This window comes from Methylobacterium terrae (assembly GCF_003173755.1).
Lineage (GTDB): Bacteria > Pseudomonadota > Alphaproteobacteria > Rhizobiales > Beijerinckiaceae > Methylobacterium > Methylobacterium terrae.
Map to the genome: position 1 here is coordinate 4737230 of NZ_CP029553.1, position 25628 is coordinate 4762857.

Genomic DNA, 25628 nt, shown 5'->3' on the forward strand with positions numbered 1-25628 from the left:
ATCGAAACCGATGCGAAATCACGATTGGCACTTACGTGCCTGCGATGTGAACATGGCGCATCCTTGAGCAGAGGAGTGGCGATGACCCTTCCCTTCGACCGGGCGCGGATGAGCGGCGAGGCGGCCCGGCTCGCCTGCCGCAGCGGCGCCATCACCGGCTGCACCGCCGGCATCGCCGACGGCTACGTCCAGGGCAACCTCGCGGTGCTGCCCGCCGACCTCGCCGACGAGTTCCTGCTGTTTGCCCAGCGCAACCCGAAATCCTGCCCGATCATCGGCGTGTCGGCCAAGGGCGAGCGCACGATCCCCGAGCTCGGCCTCGACCTCGACATCGCCACCGACATTCCCGGCTACCGGGTCTGGCGCGACGGCGAGGTGGTGGCGGAATGCGACTCCGTCGCCGAGTTCTGGCGCGACGACCTCGTGGCCTTCGTGATCGGCTGCTCGTACTCGTTCGAGGCGGCTCTGGCCGAGGACGGGCTCCCCTTGCGCCACGTCGAGATGGGGGTGCGGGTGCCGATGTACCGCACCAGCATCCCCACGGCGCCGGCCGGCCGCTTCTCCGGGCCTATGGTGGTCTCGATGCGACCCCTCACCCCGGCCCAGGCCATCCGGGCGGTGCAGATCACCTCGCGCTTCCCCTCCGTGCACGGCGCGCCGGTCCATCTCGGCCGGCCGGACCTGATCGGCATCCGCGACGTCGGCGCGCCCGATTACGGCGACCCGGTCGCGATCGGCGACGACGAGATCCCGGTCTTCTGGGCCTGCGGCGTCACCCCGCAATCGGTGATCGCCGCGGTGCGGCCGGCCTTCGCCATCACCCACGCGCCGGGCTGCATGCTGATCACCGATCGGCGCAACACCGAATATGCGGTGCTCTGACAGATGTCCCCGGTCCTTTCGTCTTAATCTCTTGTTCGAGCATCATTTCCGCCGTCGGGCTGGTGACAGCGTCGACACCGGCTTTTCAAAGCCGGCGGAATGAGGCTTAGAAGAAGTCCCCGCCGCCTGGAGGCCAGCGCATGATCCGTCGTCGAGAACTCTTGGTGGGGGCCGGCGCCCTCTCGCTCGTCGCCTCACGCGGCGCACCCGCCCGCGCGGCGGCGCCGGAGGTGGTGGTCGGCGTGCTCTACGCCATGTCGGGCGCGAGCGCGCAGGTCGGCGTCGATGCCCGCCACGCCATCGAGACCGCCCTCGACCTCATCAACAACGACCACGACCTCGACCTGCCAGGCGCCAAGGGCGCGGGCCTCGCCGGGTTCGGCGGCGCCAAGATCCGCCTCGTCTTCGCCGACCACCAGGCCGACCCGCAGAAGGGCCGCGCCGAGGCCGAGCGCCTGATCACCCAGGACAAGGTCTCGGCCCTCGTCGGCTGCTACCAGTCGGCGGTCTCGGCGACCGTCAGCGCCACCGCCGAGCGCTACGGCGTGCCGTTCGTCTGCGCCGATTCCTCGTCGCCGAGCCTGCACCGCAAGGGCCTGAAGTACTTCTTCCGCCCGGCCGCCCACGACGAGATGTTTTCGACCGCGATGTTCGACTTCCTGGATTCCCAGCGCAAGCAGGGCCAGAAGATCGACTCGGTCGCCCTGTTCTTCGAGGACACGATCTACGGCGTCGATTCCTCCACCGTGCAGCGCAAGCTCGCCGCCGAGCGCGGCTACAAGCTCGTCGCCGACGTGAAGTACAAGAGCAACTCGCCCTCGCTGACCGCCGAGGTGCAGCAGCTCAAGACCGCGAACGCCGACGTGCTGCTGCCGACGAGCTACACCACCGACGCGATCCTCTTGACGAAGACGATGGCCGAGCTCGGCTACAAGCCGAAGAGCATCATCGCCCAGGCCGCCGGCTTCTCCGAGAAGGTCACCTACGACGCGGTCGGCGACAAGCTCCAGGGCCTGATCTCGCGCGGCAGCTTCTCCCTCGATCTGGCCGCCAAGCGCCCGATGGTCGCCACCGTCAACGGGATGTACAAGGCCCGCGCCGGCCGCGACCTCAATGACAATTCCTCGCGCCAGTTCATGGCGATGATCGTGCTCGCCGACGCCCTCGACCGCGCCGGCTCGACCGACGGCCAGAAGATCCGCGCCGCGCTCGCCGCCACCGACATCCCGGGCACCCGCACGGTGATGCCCTGGACCAAGGTGGCGTTCGGACCCGACGGCCAGAACACCTTCGCCGACCCGGTGCTGCTGCAATGGATCGGCGACAAGTTCGTCACGGTGTTCCCGGAAGCCGCCGCGGCGGCGCCCGCGAAGTGGCCGATGAACGCGTGAGGTGACGCACGCCTCCCCTCTCCCGTGTGGGAGAGGGGCCGGGGGATCGGAGATCCCGCGTGAGGGTGCCACGGTGCCGATCGAAGATCAGACCGTCGTGCTGGCAGCTCGATGCTCGGCGTTTCACGCGGAGCCGCAGCACCCTCACCCCCAACCCCTCTCCCACACGGGAGAGGGGATCCCGCGCCCTTCTCGGTGACGATCGAGCGCGTCTCGCGAAGCTCACCACCCGGAGCCCCGACCGACCCCATGACGACGCAAGCCCTGGTGCAGGTGCTGGCGAGCGGCCTCCTGATGGGCTTGATCTACGCCCTGATCGCGGTCGGCCTCTCGCTGATCTTCGGCCTGATGGACGTGGTGAACTTCGCCCACGGCGAGTTCCTGATGCTCGCCATGTACGCGACCTTCGGGCTGGTGCTGGCCACCCAGCTCGATCCGGTGGTGCTGATGCCGCTGGTCGCCGCCCTGCTCTTCAGCTTAGGCGCCGCCGCCTATATGGGCGTGGTCCGGTTCGCCATGCGGGCCAAGGCCAACCAGGGCATGGTGCAGATCTTCGCGACCTTCGGGCTCGCGATCCTGCTCCAGGGCGCCGCCCAGTACCTGTTCACGCCGGATTACCGCAACGTCCAGAACACCTGGCTCGGCGGGCGCACCCTCGAGCTCGGCGGCATCTTCCTGCCCTGGCCGCAGATCTTCGGCGCCGCCGTCTCGCTCGCCGCCTTCGGGGGCCTGCACCTCCTGATGAGCCGCACCGATTTCGGCCGCGCGCTCGAGGCGACGCGCGAGGACCAGGGCGCGGTGGCGCTCGTCGGCATCGACCGCAACCGGGTCTTCGCCCTCGGCTGGGGCTTAGGGGCCGCCCTCGTCGGGCTCGCCGGCGCGGTGCTGGCGATCTTCTACTACATCCACCCCCAGGTCGGCGCGAGCTTCGCGCTCATCGCCTACGTCACGGTGGCGCTCGGCGGCTTCGGCAGCGTGGCCGGCGCGCTCGTCGCCGGGATCATCGTCGGCCTCGTCGAGGCCTTCACGGCGGTGATCCTGCCGCCGGCGCTCAAATCCGTCGGCGTCTACGCCCTCTACCTCGCGGTGGTGTTCGCGCGGCCGCAAGGCCTGTTCGGGAGGCTCTAGATGACCACGCTGACCACCGCCCTCGCGCCGGGATCGAGCCTGGTGCGGGCCGAGGCGAGCTACGCAGCGAAGCGCCGGCGCAAGCTGGTCGTCGCGCTCCTCGTCTTCGCCGCCCTCGCGGCGCTGCCCTACGGCATCCGCGACGTCTACCTGCAGAACGTCCTGATCCTGACCCTGATGTACGCCGCGCTCTCGCAGAGCTGGAACATCCTGGGCGGCTATTGCGGGCAGGTGTCGCTCGGCCACGCGCTCTATTTCGGCTTCGGCGCCTACGCGACCTCGGTCCTGTTCGTCAATTACGGCGTGCTGCCGTGGTTCGGGATGCTGGCGGGCGGCCTGCTCTCGGCCCTGGTCGCGCTCGTCCTCGGCTATCCGTGCTTTCGGCTCGCCGGCCACTACTTCTCGATCGCCACCATCGTGATCGCGGAGATCGGCCTGCTCCTCGTCCACAACTGGGAGTTCGTCGGCGGCGCCATGGGCATCCAGTGGCCGTTCAACCCGGATTCGTGGTGGACGCTGCAATTCGCCCGCGACAAGATCCCCTACGTCCACTTCGCGGTCGGCCTCCTCGCCGTGGTCTGGTTCGTGACCTGGCTGATCGAGGGCTCGCGCTGGGGTTACTGGTGGCGCGCGGTCAAGGACGATGCCCAGGCCGCCGAGAGCCTCGGCGTCGAGGTCTTCCGCTCCAAGATGGCGGCGGCGGCCGTCTCGGCCTTCTTCACCGCGATCGGCGGCGGGTTCTACGCGGCCTACGTCTCGTACATCGATCCCGAGAGCGTGATGAGCTTCCGCTTCTCGCTGCTGTTTGCCCTGCCGGCGGTGCTCGGCGGCATCGGTACCCTCTGGGGACCGCTCGTCGGCGCCGCGATCCTGATCCCGCTCACCGAGATCAGCCGCTCCTATCTCGGCGGCAGCGGCAACGGCCTCGACCTGATGCTCTACGGCGTCCTCGTGATGGTGGTGGCGCTCGCCCGGCCCGAGGGCGTGCTCAGCCTGTTCCGCCGCACCCGCAAGGCCCGCAACGAGGAGGCGACGCCGTGAGCACCCCGTCCGTGAGCACCTCGCCCGCGAGCGAACCCCTGCTGCGAATCGACCACGTCACGCTGCGCTTCGGCGGCCTCGTCGCCAATGCCGATGTCAGCCTCGACGTGCCGGAGGGCCAGATCCTCGGGCTGCTCGGCCCGAACGGCGCCGGCAAGTCGACCCTGTTCAACCTGATCTCCGGCACCTACCGGCCGAGCGAGGGCCGGATCGTCTTCCGGGGTCGGGACATCACCGATCTCTCCGCCCCCGAGCGCTGCCGGCGCGGCATCGCCCGCACCTTCCAGGTGCCCCGCTCCTTCGACTCGATGAACGTGGTCGAGAACGTCATCGTCGGGGGCTTCGCCCGCCACGCCGGCGCCGCCGCGGCGCGCCGCGTGGCGCTGGAAACCCTCGACTTCGCGGGGCTCAGCCACCGGGCCGAGGCCGTGGCCGGGGAACTGACGCCGCCGGAGAAGCGCCGCCTCGAGGTCGCCCGCGCGCTCGCCACCGAGCCGAAGCTCCTCCTCCTCGACGAGGTGCTGACGGGGCTGACCCCGAGCGAGGCCAAGGCCGGCGTCGAGCTGATCCGCAAGGTCGCGGCCCGCGGCGTCACCGTCATCATGGTCGAGCACGTGATGGAGGTGGTGATGCCGCTCGTCGACCGTGCCGTGGTGCTGCATCTCGGCCGCGTGCTGGCCGAGGGCCATCCGACCGAGGTGGTGCGCCACGAGGGCGTCATCACCGCCTATCTGGGGGAGCGCCACCGTGCTGCTTGAGGTCCGCGCGCTCTCCACCGCCTATCAGGGCCTGCTCGCCATCCAGGGCGTCTCGATCGAGGTCGAGACCGGAGAGATCGTCGTCGTGGCCGGCGCCAACGGGGCCGGCAAGTCGACCCTGCTCAAGTCGATCGCCGGGATGGAACGGCCGCGCTCCGGCGAGGTCGCGTTCGACGGCGTCCGCATCGACGGCTTGCCCGGCCACGCCATCACGGCGAAGGGCATCGCCTACGTGCCGGAGAACAAGCGGCTCTTCCCGCGCCTCTCGGTCTCGGACAACCTGCGGCTCGGCAGCTACCTCCACCGCAAGGCCGCCGACCGCGAGGCGCCGCTGGAGCGGGTCTTCTCCCTGTTCCCCCGCCTCAAGGAGCGCCTGCCGCAGCGCGCCGGCACCCTGTCGGGCGGCGAGCAGCAGATGCTCGCGATCGGCCGCGCCCTGATGACCCGGCCACGGCTCCTCATGCTCGACGAGCCCTCGCAGGGCATCATGCCCAAGCTCGTCGACGAGATCTTTGCCGCGATCGAGGCGATCCGCGCCTCGGGCACGACGATCCTGCTGGTCGAGCAGCGCTTGGCGGAATCCCTGAGCATCGCCGACCGGGCCTACGTGCTCCAGACCGGCCGCCTGATGCTCACCGGCCCGGCGGCGACCCTGCGGGACGACCCGGAGGTGCGGCGGGCGTATCTGGGGATCTGATCGACGATTCGAGAGGGAGTGCGTCTTGATCCGTGCGGCGGCCGTATTGACGGTCCCTGGAGCAACGAGGCGCGGGTCTCCCCTCTCCCCGCGGGCGGGGAGAGGGCCGTGTCTCCGTGCAGGAGACACGGCCAGCGGAGGCGAAAGCCGGAGCGAGGTTGAGGGGGAGGTGCCGAACGTGGCTCCGCCGGAAACACCCCCTCACCCTCGCCCTGCGGGCTCGCCGCGTTCCCTGGACGGGAACGCGGCCCTCTCCCCGCCCGCGGGGAGAGGGGAAGGGGCCGTAAGCGCGAGACTCCCGCCCACCCGCCCGATGCTCTACAGAGGGCTCCGCACGGAGACCCATCGATGACCAGCCGCACCACCGAGATCACGCTTGAGCGCATCGCCCTGATCCGGCGGCTGGTCGTGGCCTGGGACCCGACGGGGCAGGGCGCCCCGGTGATCCACCCGGACGCCCCCTACGGCAGCCTCGACCGCGACGGCGACATCGCCAACGTCACCGGCGACGACGAGGGCGCGGCGGAGGAGCACCGGGCGGTGGGCGAGGCGCTGGTCGCCTTCCTGCGCCACGCCGAGCTGAAGCCCGGCCGCTACAGCTACCACAACCCCCTGACCAAGCTCGACCTGTCCCACGTCTCCGACGTGTTTCGCGATGAGAGCACCGGGACGGCGCCCGAGCAGATCGTGTTCGAGGTCGGCCCCGAGCACATCGCCCTGATCCGGCACCTCGCCATGGGCTGGGACGAGGCCCGCGGCGTGCCGGCGGTCGATGCGGGCGCGCCCTACGGCCCGGATGCCATCGAGGAGTCGATGAGCCGGGCGATCGGCGGCAAGCGGGACGACCTGCCCCACCTGCACCGGTCGATGCAGCCGGCCCTGCAGATCTTCCTGCGCAGCGCCGACATCGCACCGGGGGATTTCGAGGTCTGACGAGCCTCCACTCACGCCGCTTCGTAAATAAAGCGCGGGATCCCCTCTCCCGTGTGGGAGAGGGGTAGGGGCGATCGAAGATCGCGCGAGGGTGACACGCTTCCGTGTAGAGCTATGACCGTCGTGCTGGCAGCGTGACGATCTGAGCTTTACTCGGGACCGTAGCACCCTCACCCCTAACCCCTCTCCCACACGGGAGAGGGGAACCGCGCTCAATTCTGAAACATCAGCGCCAAATAGGGCGTGTGGCAGCAATACCGAGCCTGCCGCCTCACGCCACCTCGGCGACGTGCCCCTCCGCCACCGTCCCGTGCCCGCCATGCTGCTTCAGCGGCCGGCTCCCGCTGAGCCGGCGCAGCAGCACGTAGAACACCGGCGTCAGGAACAGCCCGAACGCCGTCACCCCGATCATGCCGGAGAACACCGCGACGCCCATGGCGCGGCGCATCTCCGAGCCGGCCCCCGTCGCGGTGACCAGCGGCAGCACGCCCATGATGAAGGCCATCGAGGTCATCAGGATCGGGCGTAGGCGCAGGCGGCTCGCCTCGACCGCCGCCTGGACCGGGGTACGGCCGGCAAATTCCAGTTCCCGGGCGAATTCGACGATCAGGATGGCGTTCTTGGCCGAGAGCCCGACGAGGACGATCAGGCCGATCTGGGTGAAGACGTTGTTGTCGCCCGACGACAGCCAGACGCCGGTCATCGCCGCCAGCAGGCCCATCGGCACGATCAGGAGGATCGCCAGCGGCAGGGCGAGGCTCTCGTACTGCGCCGCCAGCACCAGGAAGACCAGCAGCAGGGCGAGCGGGAACACCCAGACGCCCGAGTTGCCGGCGATGAATTCCTGGTAGGTGAGGTCGGTCCACTCGAACGAGAAGCCGCGCGGCAGGGTCTCGGCGGCGATCCGCGTCGCCGCGGCTTGCGCCTGGCCGGACGAGTAGCCGGGGGCGGCGCCCGCGTTGATGTCGGCGGTGAGGAAGCCGTTGTAGCGCATCGCCCGCTCCGGGCCGGCGGTCTGGCGCACCCGCAGGAGCGTCGAGAGCGGCACCATCTCGCCGGAGCCCGCCCGCACCTTCAGCAGGCCGACATCGTCGGAACGGGCGCGGAACGGCGCGTCGGCCTGGACCCGGACCGAGTAGGTGCGGCCGAACTTGTTGAAGTCGTTGACGTAGAGCGATCCGAGATAGATCTGCAGCGTGTCGAACACGTCGGTGACCGGGATCTTGAGCTGGCGCGCCTTGGTCCGGTCGATGTCGGCGAAGAGCTGCGGCACGTTCATCTGGAAGCTCGAGAACAGGCCGGCGAGTTCCGGCGCCTGCGCGGCCTTGGCGAGGAAGGCTTTCGTCGCGTCGTTCAGCGCCTCGTAGCCGAGGCCGGCCCGGTCCTCGATCTGGAGCTTGAAGCCGCCGATCGTGCCGAGCCCGTTGACCGGCGGCGGCGGGAACATCGCGATGAAGGCTTCCGGGATGCCTGCGTACTTCTTGTTCAGCGACATCGCGATCGAGGCGCCGTCGAGCCCCGGGCCCTTGCGCTCCTCGAAGGGCTTCAGGGTCGAGAACACGATCCCCGAATTCGACGAGTTGGTGAAGCCGTTGATCGAGAGCCCCGGGAAGGCCACCGCGCTCTCGACGCCGGGTTCCTTCAGGGCGATCTCGCTCATACGGCGGATCACCTCCTCGGTCCGGTCGAGGGTGGCGCCGTCGGGCAATTGCGCGAAGCCGACGAGGTACTGCTTGTCCTGGCCCGGCACGAAGCCGCCGGGGATCTGGCGGAACAGGAGCGCGGTCACCCCGACGAGGACGAGGTAGACCACCATCATCGCGCCCTTTCGCGAGATGACGCCGCCGACGCCGCGGCCGTAGCCGTCGGACGCCCGTCCGAAGGCGCGGTTGAAGCGGCGGAAGAACCAGCCGAGCAGCCCGTCGAGGACCCGGGTCAGCCGGTCCTTCGGCGCGTGATGGTCCTTGAGGAGCAGCGCCGAGAGGGCGGGCGACAGGGTCAGCGAGTTGATCGCCGAGATCACCGTCGAGATCGCGATGGTCAGCGCGAACTGCTTGTAGAACTGGCCGGTCAACCCGCTGATGAAGGCGAGCGGCACGAACACCGCCACCAGCACCAGCGCGATGGCGATGATCGGGCCCGAGACCTCGCGCATCGCCTGATAGGAGGCGTCCCGCGGCGACAGCCCGGCCTCGATGTTGCGCTCGACGTTCTCCACCACGACGATCGCGTCGTCGACCACGATGCCGATGGCGAGCACGAGGCCGAACAGGCTGAGCGCGTTGATCGAGAAGCCGAAGGCGTGCATCACCGCGAAGGTGCCGACGATCGAGACCGGCACGGCGAGAAGCGGGATGATCGAGGCCCGCCAGGTCTGCAGGAACAGGATCACCACCAGCACCACGAGGGCGACCGCCTCGAGCAGGGTGTGGATCACCGCCTCGATCGAGGCGCGCACGAACTGGGTCGGGTCGTAGACGATCTGGTAATCGACCCCCTCGGGCATATTCGCCTTGATCTCCGCCATGGTCCGGCGGACCGCATCGGAGATCTGGATCGCGTTCGAGCCGGGCGATTGCGAGATGGGAAGCGCCACCGCCGACTTGTTGTCGAGGAGCGAGCGGAGCGCGTAGTCCGCGGCGCCGAGCTCGATCCGGGCGATGTCGCGCAGGCGCGTGATCTCGCCGTTCTCGCCGGTCTTGACCACGATGTCGCCGAACTGCTCCTCGCTGGTGAGGCGCCCTTCCGCGTTGAGCGAGAGCTGCAGGTCGAGGCCGGGGATGGCCGGCGAGGCACCGATGGTGCCGGCCGCCGCCTCGACGTTCTGGGCCTGGATCTCCCGCACCACGTCGCCGGCCGACAGGCCGTGCTCGGCGGCCCTTTGCGGGTCGAGCCAGATCCGCATCGCGTAGTCGCCCGAGCCGAAGAGCTGCACCTGGCCGACGCCGTCCAGGCGCGCGAGCCGGTCCTTGATGTTGAGCACCGCGTAGTTGCGCAGGTACGTCATGTCGTACCGGCCGTTCGGCGAGACGAGGTGGACCACCATCGTCAGGTCGGGCGAGGACTTCACCGTGACGATGCCGAGCTGGCGCACGATCGCCGGCAGGCGCGGCTCGGCCTGCGAGACCCGGTTCTGGACCAGCTGCTGCGCCTTGTCGGGATCGGTGCCGAGCCGGAACGTCACGGTCAGCGTCATGATGCCGTCCGTCGTCGCCTGGCTCGACATGTAGAGCATGCCCTCGACGCCGTTAATCTGCTCCTCGATCGGCGTCGCCACGGTCTCGGCGATGACCTTGGGGTTGGCGCCCGGGAAGGTCGCCCGCACCACCACGGAGGGCGGCACCACGTCCGGGTACTCGGAGATCGGCATCGCGAACAGCGACAGCAACCCGCCGATGAAGATGAGCACCGAGAGCACGCCCGCGAAGATCGGGCGGTCGATGAAGAACTTGGAGAGGTTCATGCCGCCCTCCGGGGGCGAGAGGGATCCTGAAGGCGGTTGCCGCCTCGAATGTCAGGATAAGAGAATGTCGCGGGATCCCCTCTCCCGTGTGGGAGAGGGGTAGGGGCGATCAAAGATCGCGCGAGGGTGATACGGTTCAGGATCGAGCACTGATCGGGGTGCCGGGACCGGGACAGTCCGAATTTTACTCGGAGGCGTAGCACCCTCACCCCTGTCCCCTCTTGCGAATGGGAGAGGGGAACTGAGATCTATTTTCAAACGCTGCGGGACATGTAACCCGCTCTGTCATCCCGGGGCCGCGCTGCGGAACCCGGGATCCATGACCGCCGACGATCCCGGACGAGGCGGGACGCCGATCGCCGTATTCTCCAGCGCCAGCGGTCATGGATCCCGGGTTCTCGCCGAGGCTCGCCCCGGGACGACGGGGAGAGGTGTCGGCCGATGGCCCGAAGGCGATCCGCCCACCTCCTCACCTTTGCGCCAGCTTCCCGGTCCCCATCCCCTTGCCCGTCCCCGGCTCCTGCATCGGCCGCGCGCCCATCGTCACCGGGGAGGGGCTGACGAGGCTGCCCGGGCGCACCCGCTGCAGGCCGTTGACGACGATCCGCTCACCCCCCGACAGGCCCGAGGTGACGATGCGCAGGCCCTCGACCGCCCGGCCGAGGGTGACGGTCCGGAACTCGGCCCGGCTGTCGGCGCCGACCACCAGCACGAAGCGCTTGTCCTGGTCGGTGCCGACCGCCCGCTCGTCGACGAGGAGCAGCCGCTCGGGCGCCGCCTGGCCGAGGCGCATCCGCGCGAACTGGCCCGGGATCAGGTGCCCGTCGGCATTGGCGAAGGTGGCGCGCACCCGCACCGTGCCGCTGCGGGCATCGACCTTGTTGTCGATGAACTGGAGGTGTCCTCGCGCCCGCTCGCCGTCGGCGGTCGCCATCTCGACCGGGATGCGGTCGAGCTTGCCGCGCCGGCCGGACGGGTCGGCGATGGCGGCGAGCGCCTTCAGCACCACCGTCTCGTCGGCGTCGAAGCTCGCGTAGATCGGATCGACCGAGACCAGCGTCGTCAGCACGGCGGCGCCCGCCCCGGTCGCCACGAGGTTGCCCGGGGTGATCTCCCGGCGCCCGACCCGGCCGCTCACCGCGGCCCGGACTTCCGTGTAGTCGAGGTTGAGGCGCGCCGCCGCCAGCGCCGCCTTCGCGGCGTCGAGGTTGGCCTTGGCCTCCTTGAAGGCGTTCGCCCGCACGTCGAGGTCGCGCGCCGTGACGATGCGCTGGTCCGACAGGCGCTGCCCGCGCTCGTAATCGCTGGCCGTCAGCGCCAGCCGCGCCTCGGCGCCCGCCACCTGGGCCTCCAGGCGCTGGACCTCGGCCGCGTAGGGGGCGGGGTCGATCGTCACCAGGAGGTCGCCGGCCTTCACGAGGTCGCCCTCCGAGAAGTGCGTCGCCTGCACGGCGCCGCCGACCCGGGCCCGCACGTCGATGCGCTCGACCGCCTCGAGCCGGCCCGAGAACTCGTCGAACAGGACCACGTCGCGCGGCTCGATCGCGGCGACCGGTACCGGGACCGCCTGCTCGACCGGTGGCGTCGCGGCGACGGCCTGACCCGGGGACAGGCGCGGCAGCGGCAGGTAAGGGTAGGACACTCCGGCCAGGAGCGCGACGGCGAGGCCGGCCGCGGCGAGGCGGGGGAGGCGGGACGGGACGACAGCAGGATCGGAATTCACGACCGGCTCCGACATCTGTAAGGTGCGTTACACATGTCGGCGTGGACGCCGGCCGTCAAGTGACTTATCTACCACTCGATACAAAAGTTGGAGCCAGCGGACAATGGTGATGGGGCGCCCCCGGTCCTTCTGCACGGACAAGGCCCTCGACGAGGCGATGGAGGTGTTCTGGCGCCACGGCTACGACGGGGCGACGCTCGCGATGCTGACCAAGGCGATGGGCATCAAACCGCCGAGCCTCTACGCCGCCTTCGGCAGCAAGGAGGGGCTCCTGAAGGCCGCCCTCGACCGCTACGCCGAGCGCCGCTCCGAGCACATGCGCTACGTGCTTGCCGGCGCGACCGCCCGCGACGTCGCCGAGCGCTTCCTGTCGAGCATCGCCGAGAGCCACACCGACCCGGCGAACCCGCCGGGCTGCCTGCTCGTCCAGGGCGGGCTCGCCTGCGGCGCCGGCTCGGAGAACATCCCGTTCGAGCTCGCCGCCCGCCGCGCCCAGGGCGAGGCCGAATTGCGCGAGCGCTTCGCGCAGGCGCGGGCCGAGGGCGACCTGGCGGCGGACAGCGACCCGGCGACGCTCGCCCGCTTCCTCTCGACGGTCGCCTCCGGGATGGGGGTGCTGGCCTCCTCCGGCGCCGACCGGGAGGCGTTGCGGGAGGTGGCGCGGGTGTCGCTCGGGGCGTTTCCGCCGAGCCGCGTCGCGGCCGACGGGGCGGGCTGACGGGACCGAGGCGCGACGGGCGCCTTCGCGTGCGGAGCGCCCGCCGGCGTGTCGCCGGGAGCCCGCCTGAGAATCTCGGCCATCGCGACGGGTTCGCGGCGATCGTCAGTGGTATTCGTGCGCGGAACGGTTGCGGTGGTGGGATTCTCGCCGGAGCGCCGGGTCATATCCGTCACCTAACGTCGGGACGGACTGATTGGGATTTTACTGAAAATTATCGCGATCCCGGTCCTGTGCCGGCGACGGGGCCTTCGCCCCACCCCCGAGCCTTCTACGGCAAGCAGCGCGTCGCGAGCTGGATCCCTTGATGTCGTCCCTGTCCAAGCTGGCCGTCAGGCTGCCCTCGACCATCGTCGGCCTCGCGCTCGTCAGCGCGACCGTGATGGGCGGCCTGAGCTGGTACTCCGCCAGGAGCAGCCTCGTCTCCTCCGTCCAGGACACGCTGCGGCTCGCCGCGACGGCGACCGGCCACGGCGTCGCCCTCGTGGCCGACCGGGCCCAGGCGGATTTCGCCGCCGCCGCCGGCCACCCGCAGGTGGCCTCGAACTTCACCGACCTCGTCGAGACCCTCGATCCGGGCAAGCCGGATTACGCCGGGATCCTCGCCGCCTTCCGGGCCCCGGCGGGCATCGAGGCGCGGCTCGCCTTCGACGGCGCGACGACGAACACGATGTACGGCCGCCGGCACGTCAAGGTGCAGGAGGTGGCCCGCAAGCTCCTGAGCCAGCCCGGCTACGCCGACCTGCTGTTCCTCGATCTCGACGGGCGGGTCGTCTACACGGCGACGAAGGGCGACGACTTCGCGATCTCGGTGACCGACGCGCCCTTGCGCGAGACCGGGCTCGCCCGGCTGTTCGAGCGGATGAAGGCGGCGGGGCCCGACGCGGTCTCGTTCGCGGACTTCGCCGCCTACCCGGTCGGAGGGGGCCCGGCGGCCTTCATCGGCAAGGCGATGAGCCGGCGCGCCAACGTCGCCATGGGTACCGCGCAGGCCGTGGAGCGGGCGGGCTACGTCGTGATGCGGCTCGCGCCCACGCTGTTCGACCTCACCCTGTCCCAGCGCGCCGGCCTCGGCGAGACCGGCGAGACCCTCGCGGTCGGCCCCGACGGGCGGCTGCGGGCCAAACCGCCCCTCGCCTCGCCCCTCGCGCCGGGCGTAGCGGCCGGGGCGCCGGCGAGCGATCTCGGCCTCACCCCGGACCTGGTCGCGGCCGGAACGCCGTTCACCTACGAGACGCCCGGAGGCCGCCGCCTGGCGGTGAGCGCCGCCGTGCCGGTGCTCGGCGCCCGCTGGACGATGGTGGCGGAGCAGTCCGAGGCCGAGGCGCTCCGGGCGGTGGACGCCCTGTCGCGGATGCTGGTGCTGATCGGCCTTTGCGTCCTCGTCGCGACGGCGCTCCTCGGCCTCGCGATGTCGCGGGCGATCGTGCGTCCGCTCGCCGCGCTCACCGGGGCGCTGACGGCGCTCGCCGCCCGCCGGGCCCTGGACGCGGTGCCGGGGGGCCGGCGCCGCGACGAGATCGGCGACATCGCCCGGGCCGTGGTGATGATCCGCGACGTCTCGCTCGAGGAGGCGGCCGAGCAGCTGCGCACCACCGAGGCGGCGCGCCTGCGCGAGGAGGAGGCCCGGCGCCACCTGCTGCGCGACCTCGCCGACCGGTTCGAGGTCTCCGTCGGCGCCATCGTCGCCCGCGTGTCGGGTGCGGCCGAGGGGCTGACCGGGGCCTCCGGGGCCGTCACCCGGGCGGTCGAGGGGACGTCGACCCGCTCGGTCGGCGTCGCGGCCGTCGCCCGGCAGACCAGCGGCAATGTCGGCGCCGTCGCGGCGGCGGCCGAGGAGCTCGGCGCGACCGTGGCGGAGATCGGCCGCCAGGTCGTGCAGGCCGCCGGCATGTCGGCCGAGGCGGTGGCGCAGGCGCGCCAGGCCGGCGGCACGATGGCCGATCTCTCCGCCGCCGCCGCCCGCATCGGCGACGTCGTCGGCCTCGTGTCGCAGATCGCCTCCCAGACCAACCTGCTCGCGCTCAACGCGACGATCGAGGCGGCGCGGGCCGGCGAGGCGGGGCGCGGCTTCGCGGTCGTCGCGGCGGAAGTCAAGGAGCTCGCCGGCCAGACCGCGCGGGCCACCGACGAGATCGGCCGCCACGTCGCGGCGATCCAGTCGACCAGCCGGGGAGCCGGGGAGGCGATCGCCGGCGTGACCGTCCAGATCGAGGCGATGAGCCAGGTCGCGACCGGCATCGCCTCGGCGATCGAGGAGCAGGGCGCGATGACCCACGAGATCGTGCGCCAGATGGCCGAGGCGACCGACGGCACCGCCGCGATGACGCGCGACATCGCCGAGGTCGCCGAGGCCGCGGGCGTCGCGGGCCGGGCGGCGGGCGAAGTGGCGCAGGCCTCCGAGGACCTGTCGGACGAGTGCGCCCACCTGCGCCGCGAGGTCGACGGCTTCCTCACCAGCGTCCGCGCCGCCTGAGGCGTCCGGTGCGCCCGGGAACGGGCGCGCCGTCATGCGTAAGCCCGGACCGTTCGCAGTCGCGACATCCGCCGGATCGATACGGGCGGCGGCTCGCCCCAGGGACCCCGCGGCCACGGCCGCCGCCCCGAGGCGGGATGCGCCTCCAAGCCCGTTCCGGGCACCTGACACGAATTCCGGAAGATGACTTCCGGAATTCGTATCACCGGCCGGCGCGGCGCCTAAGCGAAGCCGATTTCTGCATCGCGAAGCGATCAATCGGAAATCGTATGACCGGTCCGTATCCGTCGCTCGGGGGCGGCGCGACACGAGAAGGGCCGGGGTTTCCGCAATCGGGCTCATCGATCCTTCATCGGTCGTCGCTAAAGACCTTGGGTAAGATGACGTCGTGAGCTGCGGCGAGGGTGAGGTGTCTGCCATTATGACCATCTTCGACTGGTTGACCGAAGTGCTGCGCCGCACCGAGCCGTCCGGCCCGGGACGCCTGCCCTCCGATGAGAGGATCGCCTTCTACCGGGACTACGTGCATAACAGCGTCGTGCTGGCAGCCGCCGCGCAGCCCGAGGACCCGCTTCCGGGTTTGTCGTGGCAATACTTTCGCGAAGACGTGCGGCACGAGGCGCGCGCCGCGCGGATCGCCATGCGCGACGGGACCTTCGGGACGTTCTTCGACACGATCCGGCTCCTGCCGCCGATCGCGATCGTCCGCCTGATGGCGGCGCGCTCCGTCTACTTCCCGACACCCGAGAACGACGGTGCCGTCGACGATCTCTTGGCTTACCTCGATGCTGCTACGGTCCGACTCATGCGACAGCGGCGCAACGCCGTCCTCGCCCAGCAGGCGGCCGAGGCGAAGCGGGTCGAGTCTGAAGCGCCGGCCCGCGCGCGGGAGGAGGCCCTGTGGGCCGAGTACCGGGCGTGCCCCTTCGCCCGGCTGAGCACTGAGCCCGCCGAGTTCCTCCGCTGGATCAAGCTCCAGACGCCGGATACCTGGAACGTCGTCGTCGACCGGTGGGACTATAACGGCATCGGCCGCGAGGACGTCATCGCGTGGATCCTCGACCAGCCGGATTGCGACCTCGCCACCGCGGCCCAGTTTTTCTTCATCGCCGCCATGGACCTAGGCGATAGCGAGCCCGAGACGCTCAGCCCGCTCTACCGCAACTCGTGGGAGCTGATGGCGCGCGTCGGGCACAACTGGCAGCGTGGGCATTATCGGCGCAACGACTTGCGGCTCTCCTCGGTCGTTCCGTCCGAGATCGCGCTCTACGACGAGATCGTCGCCCGCCGGGAGGCCGAGGGCCGCCCGTTCCCGTGGCGCGTTCCGGGCCCGGGCGAGCGCCGGTTCGGCGTCCGGGAGCCGGATTCCGACTATCTCTACGAGCACGGCCACCTGTGGATCGGCTTCAGCACGTGGAAGCGCGGCCGCGAGGCCCGGGGCTGCGGAGTGGATTTCCCCCGTTGCTGCAACGCCTCGCCCGCGGACTGACGGAGGGGCGCGGGATCGCGGCGGATCGTCGGGCCGGCGGTCGCGGCAGACGACCGCCGACCGCTTCTTGTCACCGGGCGAGGTGGCGGTCGAAGAACCCGGCGATCTCCTCGAACACCTTGCGGGTCTCCGGCGCGGTGTCGTCGCGGATGTAGTGGGCGTGCGACTGGCCCTCGCCGACCTGGAGGAAGGCCTCGACGCCGGCATCGCGCAGCTTGCGGTGGACCCGCACGGTGTTCGACAGGAGGAGGTCGCGGGTGCCCGTCGTCAGGATGGTCGGGGGAAAGCCGTGCATGTCGCCGTAGACCGGCGACAGCATCGGGTCCCTCAAATCGTGGCCGTTGGCGTAGACCTTCGCGCCCGCGTCGCAGAAGCCGTCGGGGGAGACCAGCACGTTGTCGAGCATCGCGTTGGTGACGAAGCTGTCGCCGACCTTGGTCGTGTCCGACATCGGCGTGCCGGGGGCGATCGCCGCCGGGAGCGGCAGTCCTTCCCGCTTGGCGCGCAGCACCATCGCGAGGGTCAGCGCCCCGCCGGCCGAGGTGCCGAAGATCGCCGTCTTCTTCGGGTCGGCCATCTTGGTGACCGCCTTCCACACCGTCATCGCGTCGTCGTGGGCGGCCGGATAGGTCGCCTCCGGCGGCATGCGGTAATCGACCGAGACGACCTTGAACCGGCCGAAGCCCGCCATGAAGATCGCCTCCGGCAGGCCCGCCTCGCCCGGATTGAGCACGTAGCAGCCGCCGTGGACGTGCACGAGCAGCCGGTCGCGGTTCTCGGGCGGGATGGTCTCCGGGGTGACGATGAAGGCCCGCACGCCGTCGATCGTGGTGCGCTCGACCTTCACCTTCAGGCGTTCCAGCATCCCGGGCACCTGACGCGCGAGCGCCGCCGCGCCGGCCTCGGCGACCGGCTTCCACTCCTCGCCGGTCTTCGGCTGGATGTTCCAGTTCTGGCGCAAGGGCGCGCCGACGATCTTCGCCATCTGCGGGCTGACGTCGGCCGGCACCGGCACGCTCTTCTCCGGCACCTGCAGCGGCGGCGGCGCGCCCTGTGCGGCGACCGAGGTCGCCGCGACGAGGCCCGCCAAGGTCGCGCCGAACCGGCGCGCAAGTCTGATCGTCCGCATCCTGTCCTCCCGAGGGACCGCCCGCGCCGTCTCGTGCGGCGCTCCGCGGTCGCCAGGAGAGTAGGGCGCGAGGTCGCGCCCGCACAGCGCCGGGTCCAGGGACTCACAAGCCTTTGCCGGCGGACCGCGGCCGCGGGCCTCAGGCGGCCGGGCCGGACGGCGCGGGCACCGGCGGCCAGCCGATGGCGTCGGGGCTGGCGCGGAAGTTGCGCAGCCACCAGGCCCAGTCCTCCGGCACGAGGGAGAACGGGTCCGGATGGCCGAGCTCGCGCGCGGCCCAGACCGGCCAGTGCGGGTTGGCGAGCGCCGGCCGGCCGATGAAGACGAGGTCGACCAGCTCCTCCCGGATCACCCGGTCGGCCTCGGCGGGAACGCCGAGGTTCCAGCTCACGCCGACGGGCAGGCCGCACTCGCGCCGGACCCGCGCGCCGCGCTCGACCATGAAGGCGAGCTGCTTGAAGGGCGGCGCCCGCATGTCGTCGGTGTTGAGGCCGACCGACAGGTCGGCGAGGTCGAGCCCGCGCTCCTTCATCCAGCCGATCGCGGTCACCGAGTCCTCGAACTGGACCCCGTCCTCGTGCAGGTCGTCGGAGCCCAGGCGCATCGTCAGGGGCAGGCGCTCGGGCCAGACCGCCCTCACGGCGTCGATCGCCTCCAGGTGGAAGCGGGCCCGGTTCTCGAGCGGGCCGCCATAGGCGTCGGTGCGCTTGTTCGCCAGCGGCGAGAAGAAGCTCGCGCCGAGATAGCCGTGGGCGAAGTGCAGCTCGAGCCACTCGAATCCCGCCTCGGCGGCGCGGCGCGCGGCCGCCGCGTAGGCCGCGTGGACCTCCCGGATCTCGGCCACCGACATCGCGTGGACCGGATGCTGGAAGCGGCCGCCGTAGGGCAGGGCGGAGGGCCCGCGCACCGGCCAGCCCTGCGGGTGATCGGGCGGGTATTGCCGGCGCGGATCGTCCCAGGGGCGGTTCTCGCTCCCTTTGCGCCCGGTATGGCCGAGCTGGATCGCCGGCACCGCGCCCATGTCCTTCACCAGGCGGTTGATGCGCGCCAGCCCCTCGATCTGCGCGTCGTCCCACAGGCCGGCGCAGGCCGTCGAGGTGCGCCCGTCGGGCTGGATGGCGATCTGCTCGGGAAAGACCAGCCCGAACCCGCCGGCGGCCCGCGAGCCGACCAGCATCAGGTGGAAGTCGGTCACCGTGCCGTCCGGCGGCGAGCGGTACATCGTCATCGGCGACATGACGATGCGGTTGCGCAGGGTGACGTCCTTGAGGGTGAACGGGCTGAACAGGTCGGGCATCGGCGCTCCGGACGGCAGGGCAGGGCGGGCGCGGGCCGCGCGCCGGAGCCTCCCCGGAGACGAGTGATGGCGCAGGATCCGGCTCCCCGCCAGGGGCGCCGTCGAGCGCGCGCCTCAGGCCGTTCCGGCGGGGGCGAGGCGTGCGCAGGCGAGGAACAGGCCGGCGACCCCGAGGGCGACCAGGGCGGGGCCGACCACGGAGGCGACGGGGGCGGCCGCCCCCGCGCCGGCGACGTCGCCGAGGTTCATCGCCGCCATGTAGATCTGGAACTGCGTCGCCGAGGCGCGGCCGTCGCGGCTCGCCAGCAGCACCGTCGGCAGCAGCGCGACGTAGAGCAGTGCCGGCACGACGCCGACGAGGCCCAGGATGACCGGTCCCGCCGCGGCCTCGAGCCCGGCGGCGATCAGCCCCGCCGCCGCCGCGAACGCCGCCGCGCAGGCAAGCAGCAGGGCGCGAAGCGCCGGCCCCGGCCCGGCGCGATCGACATAGGCGCCGATCCCCGCCGCGCCGAGCGTCCCGCCCAGGAGCGCGAGCAGCGCCTGGAGCCGCGACAGGGCGCCCGCCTCCCAGCCGTGGACCTGCACCATCGCGACGGCGAAGGGGACCTGGAACAGCGCGAGCCCGAGATCGATCGCGAAGCACAACGCCAGCAGGATCGCCGCGTCGCGGCCGCGGAACGAGGCCAGCAGCCGGCGCGCGAAGGACGACCACGCCACCCGCTCCTCCGCCGGCCCCTCCCCGCGGGCCGGGCCGCGGCGCAGGGAGAGGAACCGGTCGCCCGGCGCCTCGCGCACGAGGACGGCCGCGGCGGCGAGCGGCGTGGTCAGGCCGAGGAGCGCGCCCGCGGCGGCCGGAAAGCCCCGCGCCTCGAGGATCCAGGCGAAGAGCGCGGTTCCGGCGGCGCTGCCGATCACGAAGCCCGCCCGCGTCGCGGCGCTGGTCCGCCCCAGTTCGCCTGCCGGCACGCTGCCGGCGATCATGCGGTCGGTCGCGGTGTCGGCCAGCGATGCGGCGAGGCTGTGCAGGAACAGTACGACGCTGATCGCCGTCAGGCCCGCGGCGGGGCCGAGGAGGAGGAGACCCGCCAGGCATGCCTGCGCGCCGGCGAGCGAGAGCACGAGCCAGGCGCGGCGCGGCCCCATGCGGAAGGGCACGGCGCGGTCGACCAGCGGGCCCCAGAGCAGCGGCTGCGCGACCCAGGGCAGCCCGACGACCGCGAGATGGCGCCCGACCTCCGCCGCCGACGTCCCGGACGCGGCGAAGTGGTTGGCGAGCGCCGTCAGCGCGAAGCCGGCCACGATGCCCTGGTAGAGGTAGAGGAGGGAGAACAGGCCGACGCGCCAGACCGATCCCTGCAAGCTCGGCGGCGAACGCATCGTCTCGATCCTCCGGCGGGATCGCCGCACCGCGACGCGCGTCCGACACACCGTCCTTCGACGACAGGCTACGCTTCGGTCGCCATGGTCGTGCAGGGTGGGGTCGTGCAGGAAAGGTCTTTGCAGGATGGCGGAGACGGAGGGATTCGAACCCTCGAAGCCCCTTTCGGGGCTTGCTCATTTAGCAAACGAGTGCCTTCAGCCGCTCGGCCACGTCTCCGGTGGGCCAACGCTCTAGGGAATCGGCGGGGCGCGGTCAACCGGTTTCGTCGAGGCGCGGCTGTGCCATGCCACCCGCAGCGTGCGGCGGCCGTCCCGCGCCCGTCCGGGCCGATCCGGGCGAACGGGCGGGATCGGGGCGCGTCGCAGCGAGCGAAGGGAATGTCGCTGACAGGGCAGCGGCGGTCCGGCCGCGCGGGGATAGTCGTCCTCGCTCGATACGGCTCTGCGAGGCCCCATGCTCGACGTGACCCCCACTCCGCTGCAGCGCCTCCTGCGCGAGCGCCGTCCCGGTTACAGCCTGCCGGCGCCGTTCTATCTCAGCCCCGAGATCTTCGAGGCCGACATGGAGGTGATCTTCGGCCGGCACTGGATCTATGTCGGCGTCGAGCCCGACGTGCCGGAGGCCGGCGACGTGATGGTCGTCGATGTCGGCAAGGCCTCGGTCGCGATCGTGCGCGACGACGACGACGAGATCCGCGCCTTCCACAACGTCTGCCGGCATCGCGGCGCCCGCCTCGTCCACGAGGAGAAGTCCACGGTCGGCAACCTCGTCTGCCGCTACCATTCCTGGACCTACGACCTCACCGGCAACCTGATCCATGCCGAGCATATGGGTCCGGATTTCAAACGAGGCTGCCACGGCCTGAAGCCCGTGCACATCCGCTCGCTCGAGGGCCTGCTCTTCATCTGCCTCGCCGACGAGCCGCCGGCCGACTTCGACGAGATGGCCGCCCGGCTCGGCCCCTACATCGCGCCCCACAACGTGCGCAACACCAAGGTCGCGTTCCAGAAGGACATCATCGAGCCCGGCAACTGGAAGCTCACGATGGAGAACAACCGCGAGTGCTACCATTGCGGGGCCAACCATCCCGAGCTGACCGTGCCGCTCTTCGCCTACGGCTTCGGCTTCGCGCCCGAGGAGATGGACGAGCACGACCGTGCCGAAGCCGAGCGCTACGGCTGCCTGCTGAAGACCCGCCACGGCGAGTGGGAGGCGGAAGGGCTGCCCTCGCGGGAGATCGACGAGCTCGACACGATGGTCACGGCCTTCCGCACCGAGCGCCTGCCGCTCGACGGCGAGGGCGAATCCCACACCATCGACACCAAGGCCGCCTGCAGGAAGCTGCTGGGCGACCTCACGAACGCCAAGCTCGGCGGCCTCTCGGTCTGGACGCAGCCGAATTCCTGGCACCACTTCCTCGGCGACCACATCGTCACCTTCTCGGTGCTGCCGCTCGATGCCGAGCGCTCGCTCCTGCGCACCAAGTGGCTCGTCCACAAGGACGCGGTCGAGGGCGTCGACTACGACCTCGCCAACCTGATCAGCGTCTGGGAGGCCACCAACGACCAGGACAGCGAGCTCGTCGGCATCTGCCAGCAGGGCGCGCGCTCGCCCGCCTACGAGCCCGGTCCCTACTCGCCGAACACCGAGATGCTCGTGGAAAAGTTCTGCAACTGGTACGTCGGCCGCATGGCCGCGCATCTGGGGCGCTAGCGCCATGAATTCGGTCCCCGCCTCGACCGAGCCGGCCGCCTCACGCCTCGCGGCCACAGCCTCCTGGGACGCGGAGGCCGACGACGCCCTGGTCTGCCTCGCGGTGCGCGACGAGACGCACGACGTGAAGACCTTCGTGCTCGCTCCCTCCGGGCCCCGGCTCTTCGCCTACGCGCCGGGCCAGTTCCTGGCCTTCGCCTTCGAGATCGGGGCCGAGACGATCCACCGCTGCTACACGATCTCCTCGGCACCGACCCGGCCGCACGCCCTGTCGATCACCGTCAAGCGCGTCCCCGGCGGTCCGGTCTCGAACTGGCTGCACGACACGCTGAAACCCGGCGACACCGTGCGGGCGCTCGGGCCGATGGGTGATTTCTCCTGCTTCACCCATCCGGCGCAAAAGTACCTGCTCCTGTCGGGCGGCAGCGGCGTGACGCCGATGATGGCGATGGCGCGCACCTTCCACGACCTCGGCGGGAATCGCGACGTCGCCTTCGTGCATTCCGCCCGCAGCCCGGCCGACATCGTGTTCCGGGGCGAACTCGAGACGATGGCCCGGCTCGATCCCGCCTTCCGCTTCCACGCGGTCTGCGAGGCCGATGCGCCGGACGAGGCCTGGGCGGGGCCGAAGGGCCGCCTCACCCTCGAGACCTTGAGCGCGGCGGTGCCGGACTTGCCGGAGCGCGAGGTCTTCGTCTGCGGGCCGAAGCCCTACATGGACGCCGTGCGGGCGATGCTGCGCGAGGCCGGCTTCGACATGGCCCGGCACCACGAGGAGAGCTTCGACTTCGGCGCCCTGCCGGAGGCCGAGCAGCAGGCCGCCGCGGAAGCCGGCCGGACCCTCGATGCCGAATCCTCGGCCGAGGCGGAGGCCGCGCCCGCCGCGGTGCGGACGTTCCGGGTCGAGTTCGCCAAGACCCGCCGGGTGCTCGACTGCCCGGAGGACTCGACGGTCCTCGACGCCGCCCGCAAGGCCGGCATCCGGCTGCCCTCCTCCTGCGCCAAGGGCCTGTGCGGCACCTGCAAGTCGAAGGTCACCAAGGGCACCGTCTCCATGACCCATGCGGGCGGCATCCGCCAGCGCGAGATCGATGCCGGCATGGCGCTCTTGTGCTGCTCCAAGCCGACCAGCGACCTCGTCGTCGAGCGCTGACGATCACGTCTTCGGTCTTTCAGTAACCCTGGCCCTCGCCTTCGGGAGTCGTCCCGTGATCGCCAATGCCGACGCGCTCTTGAAGCCGCTCACCATCAAGGGCCTCACCATCCGCAACCGGGTGATGTCGACGAGCCACGCGCCGGGCTACGGCCGCGACGGCAAACCCCAGGAGCGCTACCAGCTCTACCACGCCGAGAAGGCGAAGGGCGGCATCGGGCTGACCATGTTCGGCGGCTCCTCCTCGGTCGCCCCCGACAGCCCGGCCGCGCCCTGGAACCAGATCTCGGTCGCCGACGATTCGGTGATCCCGTACTTCCGGCAATTCGCCGACCGCGTGCACGAGCACGGCGGCAAATTGATGATCCAGCTCACCCATATGGGCCGGCGCACGAAGTGGGACACCGAGCACTGGCTGCCCACGATCTCGCCCTCGCCCCGGCGCGAGCCGGCCTCCCGCACCATCCCGAAGGAGATGGAGGAGGAGGACATTGCCCGGGTGGTGAAGAGCTTCGCCGAGGCCGCGCGCCGCTGCCGCGAGGGCGGGCTCGACGGCTGCGAGGTCTCGGCCGCCCACGGCCACCTGATCGACCAGTTCTGGTCGCCGAGCGTCAACCGGCGCACCGACAAGTACGGCGGCAGCCTCGAGAACCGGATGCGCTTCGGCATCGAGGTGCTGGAGGCGATGCGGGCGGCGGCCGGCGACGACTACGTCATCGGCATCCGCATGTCCGGCGACGAGATGATCGCCGACGGCCTGTCCCAGGACGACTGCGTGACGATCGCGGCGGAGTACGCGAAGCGCGGCCTCGTCGATTTCTTGAACGTGCTCGGCGGCCAGGCGCGCGACCACATCGCCCACGCGATCTCGCTGCCCAACATGTCGTTCCCGGTGGCCCCCTTCCTGTTCCTGCCGAGCGCGATCAAGCGCGAGGTCGACGTGCCGGTCTTCCACGCCCAGCGCGTCACGGACCTGGCGACGGCCGCCCGCGCCGTCGCGGAGGGTCACGTCGACATGGTGGCGATGACCCGCGCCCACATCGCCGACCCGCACCTCGTGAAGAAGCTCTCCGAGGGCCGGGCGGACGACATCCGCCAATGCGTCGGCGCCGGCTACTGCATCGACCGGATCTACGTCGGCGGCGACGCGCTCTGCATCCAGAACGCCGCCACCGGCCGGGAGGCAACGATGCCGCACGAGATCCGCAAGGCGGATCGGCGCCGGCGCGTCGTGGTGATCGGGGCCGGGCCCGGCGGGCTCGAGGCGGCCCGGGTCTGCGCCGAGCGCGGCCACGCGGTGGTGCTGTTCGAGAAGAGCGGCCAGGCGGGCGGCCAGATCGGGCTCGCGGCCAAGGCCGGCTGGCGCGAGGCGATGTCGGGCATCCCGCGCTGGCTCGTGGCTCAAGCGACGAAGCTCGGGGTGGACCTCAGGCTCGACACCGAGGCCACCGAGGCCATGGTGCTGGCCGAGACACCCGACGTCGTCATCGTGGCGACCGGCGGCACGCCCTCCCGCGGCCACGCCAAGGGCGCCGACCAGCACGCCGTCACCACCGCCGAGGTTCTCGCCGGCGCCGTGGAACCCACCGGCTCGGTGCTGCTCTACGACGAGATGGGCCAGCACAACGCCTCGTCGGTCGCCGAATTGCTCGCCAAGCGCGGCTGCCTCGTCGAGATCGCCACCCACGACCGCATGGTGGCGGAGGAGGTCGGCACCACCAACCAGCCGATCCACCTGCGCGAGCTCTACAAGCTCGGCGTCGTGATGACGCCGAACATGGAGCTGATCGAGATCTACCCCGAGGGCAACCGTTTCGTCGCGGCGCTCCGCAACACCATGACCGACGCCGAGGAGGAGCGCCTCGTCGACCGCATCGTGGTCGATCACGGCACCCTGCCGGTCGAGGGGCTCTACCACGCCCTGAAGCCGGCATCGGTCAACCACGGCCAGACCGACCAGGACGCGATGCTGCGCGGCGAGCCCCAGCCCTACGACCTCTCGAAGGGCTACGCCCTCTACCGCATCGGCGACGCGGTGGCCGGCCGCAACATCCACGCGGCGATCTACGATGCGTTGAGGTTGTGCAAGGACCTGTGAGTCCGGTGGACCGATAGACCCGCGCGCGAACCCTCCCCCCTCTGCGGGGGAGGGTGGCCCCCGGAGGGGCCGGGAGAGGGGACGCCGCGTCCGGAGCGGGCAGAACCGTCATGATGGGCGCCACCTGGATCGGCGTCGCGCTGCCCCTCTCCCGGCCC

Annotated in this window: 18 protein-coding genes and 1 tRNA gene; 13 read left to right on the top strand and 6 right to left on the bottom strand. The window is 71.0% G+C overall.

Annotated elements, in window-relative coordinates; all coding sequences use genetic code 11:
• Positions 1 to 81 precede the first annotated feature (81 nt).
• From DK419_RS21955 to DK419_RS21985, 7 genes are all read left to right on the top strand, one after another.
• The gene (locus tag DK419_RS21955) at positions 82 to 882 is read left to right on the top strand and encodes a putative hydro-lyase (RefSeq protein ID WP_109960977.1); all 801 of its coding nucleotides are present in this window, start codon (positions 82 to 84) and stop codon (positions 880 to 882) included.
• Positions 883 to 1022: 140 nt separating this feature from the next.
• Complete coding sequence (locus DK419_RS21960) at positions 1023 to 2273, top strand: ABC transporter substrate-binding protein (protein WP_208642233.1); 1251 nt, start codon at positions 1023 to 1025, stop codon at positions 2271 to 2273.
• 249 nt (positions 2274 to 2522) lie between these two features.
• Entirely contained in the window at positions 2523 to 3401 is an 879-nt protein-coding gene (locus DK419_RS21965) for a branched-chain amino acid ABC transporter permease (RefSeq protein WP_109960978.1), read from the top strand.
• Entirely contained in the window at positions 3402 to 4442 is a 1041-nt protein-coding gene (locus DK419_RS21970) for a branched-chain amino acid ABC transporter permease (protein WP_109960979.1), read from the top strand.
• Positions 4439 to 5200, top strand: a complete 762-nt coding sequence (locus tag DK419_RS21975) for an ABC transporter ATP-binding protein (protein WP_245442623.1) — start codon at positions 4439 to 4441, stop codon at positions 5198 to 5200. The genes DK419_RS21970 and DK419_RS21975 overlap by 4 nt, the downstream gene beginning before the upstream one ends.
• Positions 5193 to 5897: an ABC transporter ATP-binding protein gene (locus DK419_RS21980; RefSeq protein WP_162561459.1), complete on the top strand. Its 705-nt coding sequence runs from the start codon at positions 5193 to 5195 to the stop codon at positions 5895 to 5897. The genes DK419_RS21975 and DK419_RS21980 overlap by 8 nt, the downstream gene beginning before the upstream one ends.
• A 348-nt stretch (positions 5898 to 6245) precedes the next feature.
• The gene (locus tag DK419_RS21985) at positions 6246 to 6830 is read left to right on the top strand and encodes a hypothetical protein (protein WP_109960981.1); all 585 of its coding nucleotides are present in this window, start codon (positions 6246 to 6248) and stop codon (positions 6828 to 6830) included.
• Positions 6831 to 7101: 271 nt separating this feature from the next.
• Here DK419_RS21985 and DK419_RS21990 read toward each other — a convergent pair whose 3' ends face one another.
• Both DK419_RS21990 and DK419_RS21995 read right to left on the bottom strand, forming a co-directional pair.
• Positions 7102 to 10293: an efflux RND transporter permease subunit gene (locus DK419_RS21990; RefSeq protein WP_109960982.1), complete on the bottom strand. Its 3192-nt coding sequence runs from the start codon at positions 10291 to 10293 to the stop codon at positions 7102 to 7104.
• Positions 10294 to 10762: 469 nt separating this feature from the next.
• Positions 10763 to 12031, bottom strand: coding sequence for an efflux RND transporter periplasmic adaptor subunit (locus DK419_RS21995; RefSeq protein ID WP_109960983.1), 1269 nt, complete (start codon positions 12029 to 12031; stop codon positions 10763 to 10765).
• An 88-nt stretch (positions 12032 to 12119) separates the two neighbouring features.
• On the opposite strand from DK419_RS21995, the gene DK419_RS22000 reads away from it, so the two are divergent.
• The 3 genes from DK419_RS22000 (at position 12120) to DK419_RS22010 (ending at position 16699) form a co-directional block, all read left to right on the top strand.
• Positions 12120 to 12734, top strand: coding sequence for a TetR/AcrR family transcriptional regulator (locus tag DK419_RS22000; RefSeq protein WP_109960984.1), 615 nt, complete (start codon positions 12120 to 12122; stop codon positions 12732 to 12734).
• A 307-nt stretch (positions 12735 to 13041) separates the two neighbouring features.
• On the top strand, positions 13042 to 15210 hold the full coding sequence (locus tag DK419_RS22005) for a methyl-accepting chemotaxis protein (RefSeq protein ID WP_109960985.1): 2169 nt from the start codon (positions 13042 to 13044) through the stop codon (positions 15208 to 15210).
• A 421-nt stretch (positions 15211 to 15631) separates the two neighbouring features.
• A complete protein-coding gene (locus tag DK419_RS22010; protein WP_162561356.1) occupies positions 15632 to 16699 on the top strand; it encodes a DUF4274 domain-containing protein in 1068 nt (355 codons plus the stop codon).
• A gap of 70 nt (positions 16700 to 16769) precedes the next feature.
• Here DK419_RS22010 and DK419_RS22015 read toward each other — a convergent pair whose 3' ends face one another.
• The 4 genes from DK419_RS22015 to DK419_RS22030 all read right to left on the bottom strand — a co-directional run bounded on the left by DK419_RS22015 (position 16770) and on the right by DK419_RS22030 (position 20722).
• Positions 16770 to 17828, bottom strand: coding sequence for an alpha/beta hydrolase (locus tag DK419_RS22015; protein WP_109960987.1), 1059 nt, complete (start codon positions 17826 to 17828; stop codon positions 16770 to 16772).
• A gap of 139 nt (positions 17829 to 17967) precedes the next feature.
• The gene (locus tag DK419_RS22020) at positions 17968 to 19125 is read right to left on the bottom strand and encodes an oxidoreductase (protein ID WP_109960988.1); all 1158 of its coding nucleotides are present in this window, start codon (positions 19123 to 19125) and stop codon (positions 17968 to 17970) included.
• A 114-nt stretch (positions 19126 to 19239) separates the two neighbouring features.
• Positions 19240 to 20502 carry an MFS transporter gene (locus tag DK419_RS22025; protein WP_109960989.1) on the bottom strand — a complete coding sequence of 421 codons (1263 nt, stop codon included), beginning with the start codon at positions 20500 to 20502 and terminating at the stop codon, positions 19240 to 19242.
• A gap of 128 nt (positions 20503 to 20630) precedes the next feature.
• Positions 20631 to 20722 (bottom strand) — tRNA-Ser (locus DK419_RS22030).
• A gap of 237 nt (positions 20723 to 20959) precedes the next feature.
• Here DK419_RS22030 and DK419_RS22035 point away from each other — a divergent pair.
• The 3 genes from DK419_RS22035 to DK419_RS22045 are packed head-to-tail and all read left to right on the top strand — an operon-like array spanning position 20960 to position 25470.
• Positions 20960 to 22219 (top strand): aromatic ring-hydroxylating oxygenase subunit alpha, encoded by a 1260-nt coding sequence (locus tag DK419_RS22035; RefSeq protein ID WP_109960990.1) that lies wholly within the window; start codon positions 20960 to 20962, stop codon positions 22217 to 22219.
• A 4-nt stretch (positions 22220 to 22223) separates the two neighbouring features.
• Positions 22224 to 23372 carry an FAD-binding oxidoreductase gene (locus DK419_RS22040; protein WP_109960991.1) on the top strand — a complete coding sequence of 383 codons (1149 nt, stop codon included), beginning with the start codon at positions 22224 to 22226 and terminating at the stop codon, positions 23370 to 23372.
• A gap of 55 nt (positions 23373 to 23427) precedes the next feature.
• Positions 23428 to 25470, top strand: a complete 2043-nt coding sequence (locus DK419_RS22045) for an NADH:flavin oxidoreductase (protein ID WP_109960992.1) — start codon at positions 23428 to 23430, stop codon at positions 25468 to 25470.
• Positions 25471 to 25628 lie beyond the last annotated feature (158 nt).